The organism is Chryseobacterium sp. MMS23-Vi53 (genome assembly GCF_047651245.1).
Classification (GTDB): domain Bacteria; phylum Bacteroidota; class Bacteroidia; order Flavobacteriales; family Weeksellaceae; genus Chryseobacterium.
The window spans coordinates 880,523-892,590 of record NZ_CP180265.1 but is presented as its reverse complement, the minus strand read 5'-3'; the positions used below and the strand labels follow the sequence as shown (position 1 = coordinate 892,590).

Below are 12,068 nucleotides of genomic sequence, written 5' to 3'. Positions count from 1 at the left end.
CCAACAATGGGTTTAAGACCTCAATATTTGATTTTATATCTAAATTTTTTCTTTTTATAAATTAAAATTAACCACCCGAATTTTCTATAGCGAAATTCCCCTACAAAGGAGGGGAATTTTACTACTAAACGCCTCATGAAATTTTATTTGTCTCATATTTTAGAAATTGAATATCTTTAAAACCATAAAAAATCTATCAACTATCAACAAATAACGATCAACGATACATGACTTTCCAAGAACAGATACAACAGGGCATTCCAAGCCAGTTACCACAACCGAAACCATACGAAACCAATATCAATCATGCTCCGAAACGTAAGGAAATTTTAGGAGACGAAGAGAAAAAATTAGCCTTAAAGAATGCTTTACGTTATTTCGAACCTCAGTTTCATGCAGAATTGTTGCCTGAATTTAGAGAAGAATTAGAAAAATACGGAAGAATTTACATGTATCGTTTTCGTCCGGATTATGAAATGAAGGCAAGACCAATTTCTGATTATCCCGGAAAATCTGAACAGGCAAAAGCGATCATGCTCATGATCCAGAACAATTTGGATTATGCAGTCGCTCAACATCCTCATGAATTGATTACTTACGGTGGAAACGGAGCCGTTTTTTCCAACTGGGCTCAATATCTTCTCACGATGAAGTATCTGTCTGAAATGACGGACGAACAAACATTGGTAATGTATTCCGGTCATCCGATGGGATTATTCCCTTCTCACAAAGATGCGCCGAGAGTGGTTGTAACCAATGGAATGATGATCCCGAATTATTCTAAGCCGGATGATTGGGAGAAATTCAATGCATTGGGTGTAACGCAGTACGGACAAATGACGGCGGGTAGCTACATGTATATCGGTCCGCAGGGAATTGTTCACGGAACGACCATTACAGTTTTAAATGCTTTCCGGAAAATAAATAAAGAACCCAAAGGAGGACTTTTTGTGACTTCAGGTCTGGGCGGAATGTCCGGAGCACAGCCAAAAGCAGGTAACATTGCGGGTTGCGTTACAGTTTGTGCGGAAGTAAATCCAAAAATTACAAAAATTCGTCACGACCAGAAATGGGTGAATGAAATTCATGAAAACCTTGATGAATTAGTAGAAAGAGTCAAAAAAGCTCAGGAAAATAAGGAAACTGTTTCTTTGGCTTATTTGGGAAATATTGTTGAGATCTGGGAAAAATTTGATAAGGAAAACTTGAGAATCGATATTGGTTCGGATCAGACTTCGCTTCACAATCCTTGGGCGGGAGGTTATTATCCGGTCGGACAAAGTTTTGAGGAATCAAACAAAATGATGGCAGAAGATCCTGAATTATTCAAAGAAAAAGTTCAGGAAACATTGAGAAGACATGCTGCTGCGATTAATAAACATACAGAAAAAGGAACCTATTTCTTCGATTACGGGAACGCGTTTTTGTTGGAAGCATCAAGAGCAGGAGCCGATGTAATGGCAGAAAATCCGACATTGGGAAGAGAATTTAAATTCCCTTCTTATGTTCAGGATATTATGGGACCGATGTGTTTCGATTATGGTTTCGGACCATTCCGTTGGGTTTGTACAAGCGGAAAACCGGAGGATCTACAGAAAACAGACGAAATTGCTTGTCAGATTTTAGAAGAAATTCAGCAGAATTCGCCTGAGGAAATCCAACAGCAGATGAAGGATAATATTCAGTGGATTAAAGGTGCGCAGGAAAATAAATTAGTCGTTGGTTCACAAGCGAGAATTTTATACGCCGATGCAGAAGGAAGAATGAAAATCGCAGAAGCCTTCAACAAAGCCATTAAAAACGGAGAAATCGGAGCGGTAGTTTTGGGTAGAGATCACCATGATGTTTCAGGGACGGATTCACCTTATAGAGAGACTTCGAATATCTATGACGGTTCGAGATTTACGGCAGATATGGCGATTCACAATGTGATTGGTGACAGTTTCCGTGGGGCGACTTGGGTTTCTATTCACAACGGCGGTGGCGTTGGTTGGGGAGAAGTGATCAACGGCGGTTTCGGAATGTTGTTGGATGGTAGCGACGATGCCGACAGAAGATTGAAATCCATGCTTTTCTGGGACGTAAACAACGGAATTTCAAGACGAAGCTGGGCAAGAAATGAAGGCGCAGTTTTCGCCATTAAAAGAGCCATGGAAGTTGAACCTAATTTGAAAGTAACACTTCCGAATTTTGTGGATGAGAGTTTGTTTTAGAACTTTTTAGATATGGAAAAACCTGCTGTGAGGCAGGTTTTTTTATTAAGGTTTGCAATAAATTGTTACTTCAGTATTTAATTCTTGGCAACTAGATATTAAAGAAGATATTAACCACAACATTTGAATTGCTTCGCTTCTTTCTGTAAATCTTTCACCATTAGCTAAATTGTTTAAAAATCCCGTTAATCTATTTTTAGAAATAAAATTAATGACTAAAATAACTTCTTTTTTTAAATATGGATTAGTTGAGGCATCTTTAATTGCTTGTATAAATTCATCAACATTATTACCTTTTCTTAATCTATTTATATTCGTAGAAGCATAATTATTTATCCATAAATTTTTCTTTGTATCTAATTGGAAATCTTGTGGCGTTATATTACCTAAGTTTTTTTGAGCTTGTCCAACGATATCTTGAAATGCACTTGCCGAAGCATTAGTTGTATTAAATTTTGAGTGTATAAATACTATTTTATCCTCTGAAACTCCTATGTGATCTGCCCATTCTCTTCCATAGTCATCACAAACGAAATAGTTATAATTTTCAAAAAATGTTTCTTCAACAAATCTAAAGATAGAACCATCTTCAAAGGATGTCGCCATTGTATTGGGGTTTCCTTTTTCAGAAGTAACGTTTTCCAACTCTTGATTTGTTTTAAAAATTTTCAAAAAATTTTCAATATTCCCTAATAGCTTACTATCTCTAAATAATTTTCTATTTGAATATGCTAAATCGATATTATCAAAATTAATAATGAAAGCATTTTTATTATTAATATGATCTATGATTGAAACATTATTTCCATTAGCATAAATTATTCTAATATTTCTAAATTTTTGAGAACGAATTGTTATGGATTTTTCATTTAATTTTAATTCTAAATCTGATGATGTAGTATTTAAAATTTTGTAAATATTACTGTTATCTGATTCATCAACCTTACAAAGTCTTTCGAAAATATTTAAAAAAGAAATTAGTTCAATTTCTTTTTCAATTTCATCACCAGTTTTAAATTTTTTCACGAAAATGAATTTAGAAATTAATCCTTGTTCAAAATCAGTATAAATACTACTAAAATTAAATAGAATGGAAATAGGAGTTAACGATTCTCTTTGTTCTTCATAATCTTGGGCTCTGCAAAAATTGATAAGAATGTTGAGGTTATTTCATGATTTTTTATTTTACTAACTTGTTCTTTTGACCATTTGCAGAATGTTTCAATATTATTTTTTTTCCCAAATTTATTAATTCTAGAAGAGTTAAGCATTAATGTGGTTTTTTCATTATTAGTACTTAATCTTAGTGAATTTAATAAATAATTATTTGCACCTAGAGATGAAAAATTTTCTTTTAAATCAATTGCTTCAACAGTTTTTTCTCTTAATGCTTTATCTGAAACATTGAGATTTTTTAAAGAAAATTTTTCAAAGTTTGTATTATCTTCTATAAATAAAGTTGAAAGAACTTCATAGTCTAATGGGTGTAGTAACTTAATAAAGTCTTGTATTTTGCTGATGTTCTTTCTACTTATAACTATAAAATCTTCAATTTCAACTATTAAAAGATATGCAAGTTTTTCTTCAAACCAATTTTTGATAGGCTCCTCGATAAAAGTTGGCTTAACAATATATTTAAATGCACAAATAGAATAATAAATTTCTTCCGATCTTATTTTCTTTTTTCTTTCGTTTAAAAGATAATAGCCTGTTTTTATTGAAGAAACTAAACTAAATAGATTTTTTATTCGATTGTCAGAGATGGAGATATTATCTATATTTTGATAAAAGTAGGCATTCTCACTAATAATTATATTATTAATTTTTTCAAGATTTGTCATTGTTTTTTAGTTAGGTATATTCAAATATAAAGAAAATAGAAAATATTTTATTACGGTTTCCCATAATCAAAATTTTCGAATTTTGGAACAGTTTGTTTTCAATCACCAAACCCTACCGCATATTTTTAAAACAAATCATTGCAGTTCTTCTTTTATTAAAAAAAGTTATCAATAACCATGGGAGAACTCAGAAAGCGTATTGAAAGTTGAAGGAAAATTTTAAACTTCCAATGAATTATCCATGATAAAAATCTATGTTGATAACCTTAAAATCAATATTTTTGAAACCTATAAATAACATTCAATATCAATCATGAAAAACCTAGGAATCATCGGCTGTGGCTGGTTGGGAAAACATATTGCGGAAAGGCTTTCAAAAAGATATGAAATCTTTGCAACCACGACATCCGAATCCAAAATAGAAGAATTTAAATCAAAAGGATATCACACAACATTGGTTGATTTTCCTGATGATCAATCTGAAATCACAGAATGGGAAATAGCGCCACAGTTGGATGCGATCATTATCACCGTTCCGTTTTCGGGAATCAGAGGGATGCAGATTTCGATGAAAGACAGACAGGAAAATGTATTGAAATTTCTTGGAGATTATAAAGGACAATTATTTTTAATGAGCTCAACTGGCGTTTATCCACAAACTGAAAAAGAATTTACAGAAGCAGATCTGCCTGCCGAAAATGTGGAAAGCGAAAATTTTATCATCAATAAATTCCCGAATGCAAATGTTTTAAGATTAGCAGGATTAATGGGCGATCAGCGACTGTTGAAGAATTATAATATTTCTAATTTGGATCTGTTGGTGAATCACATTCATTATGCAGATATTTGTTCGACCGTTGAAAAAATGCTGGACAATCAATCTCAAGGGAAAGTGTACAATGTGGTTGCACCAATTCATCCTAATAAAGAAGAAGTGATTAATGCTCAGAAAGATCTGCCATATTCAGGAGAACGAACGACAACAGGCAGAACGATTTCTCCCGCAAAATTAATTTCAGAATTAAATTTCGAGTTTCAATATCCGGATCCTAGATATTTTCATCTTTAAAATTTATTAAAGTAATTACAGCGTTTGTCATTCTGAAAAAGTGAAGCGTATTGAAGAATATCTAATCTCAAAGTTTAGATTCTTCCTTCGCCAGAATGACAAATGCAATGAATAATTAGCTTTTAAAATTAGTATTATAATTTACTTATTCATCAAAATATTCTCAATAGAATCCAGGATTTCCTGTTCTATATTTTCTTCATTCAATGCGTCGACGGTGTATGAATACTCCTTCATCACTGCGTTTCCTGTTCCGTTCTGAAAGATAGTATCCTGATGAATTCCAATTTTCCTCGTATTTTTATCGGCAACAAACATGATGTGCGGAAACTTATCATTCGCATAAAAATTAGAATCCACATTTCTTGAAATCTGAAGCTTAATGTTGGTATATCCATTAATGCCCAACTTTTTTTCATTTTCTTCACTAAAGGTGATCTTGCATCCAAATCCGTTTTCTCTCAGCATTCTCCTGAATTCCTGCATCTTGGGATCGATGAGGTTTTTGCATACCGTTTTAAAATTTTCAATAAATAAATCCTCTTCGCTTTTCTTTTTCTCCAGACTCTCTTTCAGTTTCTGCTCCTCCGATTTTAAATTTGAAAACAAAGCATTCAGTTTATTTACATTTTCGTCCTTCATGTTGTCAATTTTTTTTCAAATATAAATAAAATCAATTTCTTTAGTTCCCACAATCCACTTATAATGAGCTTTGACAAGGTTGCGATAATGCTTATGGTACACATGGAACATTTTTTTCTCTAAATTTTTTAATAAAACTTGATATCTCATCTTGAGTCAAAGTATTAGAGAAACAATATAGAAGAACTCAAACCTAGATTCTTACGGAAAGACGGATATTGAGTAGATTTTTTTGATTTTAAATAAAATTCCAACCTTTTCCAACCTTTTTCATGCAACCTGCATCTTTATATAAAAAAGGAAATATGAAAATCACGATACCAACTCCATGTCACGAAAACTGGGACGCAATGACGGCCGAAGAAAAAGGAAGATTCTGCGCTGTTTGTTCAAAAACAGTGAGAGATTTTACATCTTCTTCGGACAACGAAATTTTAGATGTTTTTTCGAACACAACCGATCATGATATTTGTGGAAATTTTAATGAATCTCAACTTAATAAAGATTTAAGATATTCTTATATCAATTCACTATTTACAAAATTTGCAGTGGGTTTTGTGATAACGGCGGGAGGTTTTGTGTCTGTAAACGCCCAACAACAATGTGATACAAAAGAACAAAAAGAAGGTGTGGAACATCGCATGAGAGGAAAAGTTGCTCCTGTTCCTGTAAAAAAAGATACCCTAGAAGAACGTGTAATGATGCTTGGAATGGTATCGGCAAAACCAATGAGAGTTAAAATTCAGCAACCTCTTTATGTATTGGACGGAATAATAATTAATGAAAAGAAATTCAAAGCTATTGATCAGAATTCAATTGAAAGCATGAATGTTTTAAAAGGAGAGTCTGCAACTGCTGCCTTTGGAAGAAAAGGAAAATACGGCGTGATTGTTATTACCTCTAAAAAGGAATCTTCAAAATAAATAAATATGAAAATTACAATCCCAAAACCCTGTCATGAAAACTGGAATTTGATGACTCCCGATGAAAAAGGAAGATTTTGTACAGTCTGTTCGAAAACGGTAAGAGATTTTACCGTTGCTTCGGATGAGGAAATTATAGATACTTTTACAAATTCCACCGAAGAAATCTGTGGAAATTTCCACGAATCTCAGTTAAATAGAAATCTGCAATATTCTTACATCAACTCAATGTTTGCAAAATTTGCGGTGGGTTTTATAATGACAACAGGAGGTTTTGTCTCTGTACAAGGGCAACAGAATTATAGCAATGATAGTCTAAAAGCAGCAACATTAGAGGAAGTTGTAATAACAGGTTGGAAAACAAAACAAAAAACTCAAAGCATGGTAACAGGAGCTTCAACTGTAGTTTCGCAGGAACAATTAAAACTTGAGGATAAAGCGGTGAAAAGTCTTGAAGGAAAAATTGGAGGCGTTAAAGTAAGTCCAACTCCTAAAAGTGAAACGAATACTAAAACAATTATAATTGGAGGTGCACATACAAATTTGAGAGATGATAAAAAACCGTTGGTTGTATTGGATGAAAAAATAATCAGTTTAAAAGAATTCGGAGAAATAGATCCTCAATCGGTAGAAACGATTAATATTTTAAAAGATGCTTCCGCGACAACATTATATGGTTCTCAAGCAAAAAATGGAGTAATTTTGGTAACAACGAAAAAGAAGTTGAAGCCTAAAAAGAATTAATGAAAAAATATATTGCTCAACATCACAAAAAACAATTTGTACTGCTCTCAGACGATAATCAGGAAATTGGGAGAATTGTAAATAACAGCAATTTTTTTAATTTCAGACATTATATTATTTTCAAATCAAGAAGCTATGATATCAAGAATGTTGGATTTTTAAAAAATGATGTCGAACTATTTAATGGAAACGGTATAATTTATTTTACAGATTTAGCAAAAGAAAGAATTGTAAAATCTGGAGAAGGAGTAAGAATTTATCAATTTAATTTAAATAAAACCAATCAATTATTCGAAAAGGGAAAGTTATTGATAGAAATTAAAGAAGAAAAAAAGAAATTTAAAGATTCTATTTTTCATGTAGAGGTCGAAGATTCTGTGGATGATTTACTGACGTTGCTGTTCCTGCACTATTCTACGAAGGAATTTAATTCGATTGGTGGAGATGGAGATTAATTGATAAAAGATTTTCACAGATAAATATGCATCTTAGTGGAATGTTTATTAAAGATGCTTCGGCGAACTTAGCATGACATTGCGAATACTAATTGTTTTAAACGATAACTAATCGAATAGTATTAGCGATGTCATGCTAAGTTCGTCGAAGCATCTATTTCATCATTAAATTGATATTAAAAATCAAATTTAATTTTTCACAGCTTTAATTGCAGCCTCATAATTCGGCTCATTGCCCATATCGGCAACCTGCTCTTCATAAACTATTTTCCCTGAAGGATCGATAACTACAACAGCTCGGCTTAAAAGACCTTTCATGGCAGAATCTGTAATTTCCACTCCATAAGTTTTTCCGAAGTCTGAACGGAAATCTGAAAGCATTACCACATTTTTAATTCCTTCCGCACCACAAAATCTTTTCTGTGCAAACGGCAAATCTTTAGAAATACAAAGAACAACCGTATTCGGAATATTCGCAGCATCTTCGTTGAAATGACGAACGGAAGCCGAACAAACGCCTGTGTCTACACTAGGAAAGATGTTTAGAATCATATATTTCCCTTTATAAGATTCCAGAGTCTGATCTTTCATAGCGACATCGGTAAGGGTGAATTGTGGAGCAGGTTTATTTACTGCCGGTAGTTTAGCATACGTATGAACGGGCTTTCCTCCCGCTAAAACCGTGTTTGCTGTCTTTGATTTTTGAGCGAAAACAAATGTTGACAAGAACAACATTGCGCCGAAAACGAATTTTGAATACATGAATTTATTTTTTTATTGTTTAGATTAATTGATTCTTAGATAAATTGAATTTTTAAAGTTAAATTTTCAGGGGAAATAAAAGTTACAAAGATTGAAATACTGTTTAAAACTCAGTTATTCCCTGAAAATCATACTTTTTATTAATCCAATTAACCGCTTTGTCACTTCGAATAGATTTTGACAAAATCGTATCGAGAAGTTTTTAAAACAATTTTCTCGACACAAAATTATTTTTCACGTAGTTACAAATAATTTCTACTCGAAATGACGAACTGCTTTTATAAGCAAATTAAGGTTAAACAAAATTATTCTTTTTTCAATCCTTTAATATTAATTTTCTTTCAAATAGAGCAAATCTATTAAACAGCTATTTTTAAAATCAATTTTTACATATAACTTTATTCTATCAAAGTTTTACACTAACACTATTAAAAAAATAAAAGATTTATGGATTCAGCAAACACAGCATCGTTTCATGAAATATTTAAAAGCGAAAACGAAATTCCCGAAGAATATAGAGTTCCCGAAATTCACCAGAAAGTATATCTATTAAACGGTGAACTGGTGGAATGGAACGGTGATGTTCAAAATATTTATTCCCCGGTTTGCATTCCTACAGAAAACGGACTAGAAAGAAAACTGTTGGGAAGCGTTCCCAATATTGGTCCCGCAGATGCAATGGAAGTTTTGGAAGCCTCTGTAAAAGCTTACAACAACGGACTTGGCGAATGGCCAACAATGTCTGTGGAAGGCAGAATCAAATGTATGCAAAAGTTTGTGTATTTAATGATTCAGCAGAGAGATTTAGTTATTAAATTGTTGATGTGGGAAATCGGAAAAACATTGGCAGATTCTACGAAAGAATTCGACAGAACGGTAGATTATATCAATCAAACCATCGATGCATTGAAAGATTTGGACAGAGAATCTTCACGTTTCCAGCAGGCAGAAGGAACGATCGCACAAATAAGAAGAGCTCCGCTTGGTGTCGTTTTGAGTATGGGACCTTTCAATTATCCTTTAAATGAAATTTTTACAACATTGATTCCTGCTTTAATTATGGGAAATACAATCTTGTTTAAGCTTCCAAAACACGGTGTTTTAGCACATTATCCATTATTAAATGCATTCAAAGAAGCCTTCCCGAAAGGAACTGTAAATACATTGTACGGAAAAGGAGCGGAAATCATCACCCCAATCATGGAAAGTGGAAAAGTGAATGTTTTAGCATTCATCGGATCGAGTAAAGTAGCCAACGGATTGAAAAAATTGCACCCGAAAGTTAATCGTTTAAGAGCTATTTTAAGTTTAGACGCAAAAAATGCTGCGATCGTTACAAAAAATGCGAATCTGGATGTTGCAGTAAGCGAATGTATTTTAGGCTCGCTTTCATTCAACGGACAAAGGTGTACCGCGCTAAAGTTGATATTCGTACAAAAAGATGTTGCGGAAGAATTTACACAAAAATTAACTGCGGCAGTTTCTGCTTTAAAAGCCGGACTTCCGTGGGAAAAAGACGTGAAAATAACACCGCTTCCAGAAGTTAATAAGCCCCCTTATTTGAAAGAATGTATTGAAGATGCATTGGCAAAAGGAGCTAAAGTTCTCAATGAAAATGGTGGTTATAATGAAGCATCTTTCGTTTTCCCAGCGGTTGTTTATCCTGTAAATAGTGAAATGAAATTATATCATGAAGAGCAATTTGGCCCGGTAATTCCGGTTGTTCCTTTTGAAGATATTGAAGAGCCTATTGATTACCAGGTAAATGCGGATCACGGAATGCAGGTGAGCATTTTCAGTGAAGATCCGATGGAGGTTTCGAAACTAATCGATCCTTTTGTGAATTTAGTAAGCCGTGTCAATATCAATTGTCAGGCTCAGAGAGGACCGGATGTTTTCCCGTTCACAGGAAGAAAAGACAGTGCAGAAGGTACGCTTTCTGTGTTTGATGCGCTTCGTTCGTTTTCAATTCGTTCCTTGGTAGCTGCAAAAATTACAGATTCCAACAAAGAATTATTGAATACGATTGTAAGAGATCATGACTCTAATTTCCTGAGTACAGATTATATTTTCTAGTAGAAATTCCTGATTTTAATATAAATCCTCAATAAACTTAAATGTATTGAGGATTTTTTTATGCATTCATCTGATTATTTATCTATAATTCTGTCTAAATAATTTTTGTAGCAACCATGTTCCGCAATATATTTTTCGGTCATAAAAGGAGAGGTAATAAGGAAATCTGCCGTGGCTGTATCACAAGCCATTGGAATATTCCAGACGACTCCAAGTCTTAAAAGGGCTTTTACATCACTGTCATGAGGTTGGGTTGCCATTGGATCCCAAAAGAAAATAATAATATCTATTTTTCCTTGAGATATCATTGCTCCTAGTTGTTGATCTCCGCCCAAAGGTCCACTCATTACTTTTTTTGTTTTAATGTGGATCTGTTCTTCAATTAATTTTCCGGTAGTTTCTGTTGCGATTAGGCGATGGTGCATCAGTTTTTCTTTGTGAAGGTACGTCCATTTTATCAGTTCTGTTTTCTTCCGGTCATGAGCGACTAATGCAATGGATTTTGTAATTCCGATGGTTTTTTGTGTTTTCATTTTGTCAAGTTTTTATCAAAATTACTTAATATAAATTGAATTAAGTCACTTTTTAAAGAATATTAATTTAATTTAATCATTTGATTATTAATGTTATTATTGTTAATTTTTAAAAATTACACTTTGTTTAAAGTGATTAAGTTGAGATTTAAAAAAAATGATAAAATTTGAGTTAATTTGTAAAAAGTAATTCTGAAAGACGTTTTATTTTCAATAAAAACTGTAACATTTTTTGAAACGGGTAACTAACTTTAAAGAGATTAGCAATCATGACCTCATTAGAACAAGAATTTTTAGAAAAAATTGAAAAACATAAAGGAATCATTTTCAAGATTTCTAAAATGTACATGGATGATAAGGACGATCGTGATGATCTTTTTCAGGAGATTACGTATCAGGTTTGGAAGGCTTATCCTAATTTTAAAGGACAAAGTGAATTTTCAACATGGCTTTACAGAATAGCACTTAATACGGCTATTATTTTCCTTAAATCTGAAAAAAAACGTGGTTTTATCGGAAACGAAGATTTTTCAAATTACAAAATTGTACAGGATGAATATGATGTGGAAAAAGAAGAAAAATTATCTGAAATGTATACAGCGATTCATCAATTAAATCCAATTGATAAAGCTTTTATTTTCTATTATCTCGAAGATTTTTCGGGCAAGGAAATTGCCGAACAAATGGGAATCTCCGAAGGAAATGTAAGGGTGAAAATGAACCGCGCCAAAAATAAACTGAAAGATATCTTAAACTCAAAATAGACAAGATATGGGTTCGTGATTCGAGTTTGTCGCGAGACTCCCATAA

The 12,068-nt window shown here is 33.0% G+C and carries 12 protein-coding genes; 7 read left to right on the top strand and 5 right to left on the bottom strand.

What is annotated here, in order from left to right; all coding sequences use genetic code 11:
• The first annotated feature begins 227 nt into the window (after window positions 1-227).
• Window positions 228-2,213: a urocanate hydratase gene (locus ACKX2A_RS04065; RefSeq protein ID WP_415327757.1), complete on the top strand. Its 1,986-nt coding sequence runs from the start codon at window positions 228-230 to the stop codon at window positions 2,211-2,213.
• A gap of 45 nt (window positions 2,214-2,258) precedes the next feature.
• Here the strand turns inward: ACKX2A_RS04065 and ACKX2A_RS04060 are convergent, their stop codons facing one another.
• Both ACKX2A_RS04060 and ACKX2A_RS04055 read right to left on the bottom strand, forming a co-directional pair.
• Window positions 2,259-3,239 (bottom strand): hypothetical protein, encoded by a 981-nt coding sequence (locus tag ACKX2A_RS04060; protein WP_415327756.1) that lies wholly within the window; start codon window positions 3,237-3,239, stop codon window positions 2,259-2,261.
• Window positions 3,240-3,316: 77 nt separating this feature from the next.
• A complete protein-coding gene (locus ACKX2A_RS04055; RefSeq protein WP_415327755.1) occupies window positions 3,317-4,054 on the bottom strand; it encodes a hypothetical protein in 738 nt (245 codons plus the stop codon).
• 313 nt (window positions 4,055-4,367) lie between these two features.
• On the opposite strand from ACKX2A_RS04055, the gene ACKX2A_RS04050 reads away from it, so the two are divergent.
• On the top strand, window positions 4,368-5,123 hold the full coding sequence (locus tag ACKX2A_RS04050; protein WP_415327754.1) for an NAD-binding protein: 756 nt from the start codon (window positions 4,368-4,370) through the stop codon (window positions 5,121-5,123).
• Between the two features lie 141 nt (window positions 5,124-5,264).
• On the opposite strand, the gene ACKX2A_RS04045 is transcribed toward ACKX2A_RS04050, so the two are convergent.
• Window positions 5,265-5,765: a hypothetical protein gene (locus ACKX2A_RS04045; protein ID WP_415327753.1), complete on the bottom strand. Its 501-nt coding sequence runs from the start codon at window positions 5,763-5,765 to the stop codon at window positions 5,265-5,267.
• A 305-nt stretch (window positions 5,766-6,070) separates the two neighbouring features.
• Here ACKX2A_RS04045 and ACKX2A_RS04040 point away from each other — a divergent pair, with 305 nt between their 5' ends.
• The 3 genes from ACKX2A_RS04040 to ACKX2A_RS04030 are packed head-to-tail and all read left to right on the top strand — an operon-like array spanning window position 6,071 to window position 7,887.
• On the top strand, window positions 6,071-6,688 hold the full coding sequence (locus ACKX2A_RS04040) for a hypothetical protein (protein WP_415327752.1): 618 nt from the start codon (window positions 6,071-6,073) through the stop codon (window positions 6,686-6,688).
• Between the two features lie 6 nt (window positions 6,689-6,694).
• Window positions 6,695-7,432: a TonB-dependent receptor plug domain-containing protein gene (locus ACKX2A_RS04035; protein WP_415327751.1), complete on the top strand. Its 738-nt coding sequence runs from the start codon at window positions 6,695-6,697 to the stop codon at window positions 7,430-7,432.
• The gene (locus tag ACKX2A_RS04030; protein ID WP_415327750.1) at window positions 7,432-7,887 is read left to right on the top strand and encodes a hypothetical protein; all 456 of its coding nucleotides are present in this window, start codon (window positions 7,432-7,434) and stop codon (window positions 7,885-7,887) included. The genes ACKX2A_RS04035 and ACKX2A_RS04030 overlap by 1 nt, the downstream gene beginning before the upstream one ends.
• Before the next feature lie 189 nt (window positions 7,888-8,076).
• On the opposite strand, the gene tpx is transcribed toward ACKX2A_RS04030, so the two are convergent.
• Complete coding sequence (tpx, locus tag ACKX2A_RS04025) at window positions 8,077-8,622, bottom strand: thiol peroxidase (RefSeq protein WP_415329406.1); 546 nt, start codon at window positions 8,620-8,622, stop codon at window positions 8,077-8,079.
• A gap of 474 nt (window positions 8,623-9,096) precedes the next feature.
• Between tpx and ACKX2A_RS04020 the strand changes: the two genes are divergently transcribed.
• Window positions 9,097-10,725, top strand: coding sequence for an NADP-dependent glyceraldehyde-3-phosphate dehydrogenase (locus ACKX2A_RS04020; RefSeq protein WP_415327749.1), 1,629 nt, complete (start codon window positions 9,097-9,099; stop codon window positions 10,723-10,725).
• A gap of 74 nt (window positions 10,726-10,799) precedes the next feature.
• Here ACKX2A_RS04020 and ACKX2A_RS04015 read toward each other — a convergent pair whose 3' ends face one another.
• Window positions 10,800-11,258 carry a methylglyoxal synthase gene (locus tag ACKX2A_RS04015; RefSeq protein ID WP_415327748.1) on the bottom strand — a complete coding sequence of 153 codons (459 nt, stop codon included), beginning with the start codon at window positions 11,256-11,258 and terminating at the stop codon, window positions 10,800-10,802.
• Between the two features lie 269 nt (window positions 11,259-11,527).
• Here ACKX2A_RS04015 and ACKX2A_RS04010 point away from each other — a divergent pair, with 269 nt between their 5' ends.
• A complete protein-coding gene (locus ACKX2A_RS04010) occupies window positions 11,528-12,022 on the top strand; it encodes an RNA polymerase sigma factor (RefSeq protein ID WP_415327747.1) in 495 nt (164 codons plus the stop codon).
• Window positions 12,023-12,068 lie beyond the last annotated feature (46 nt).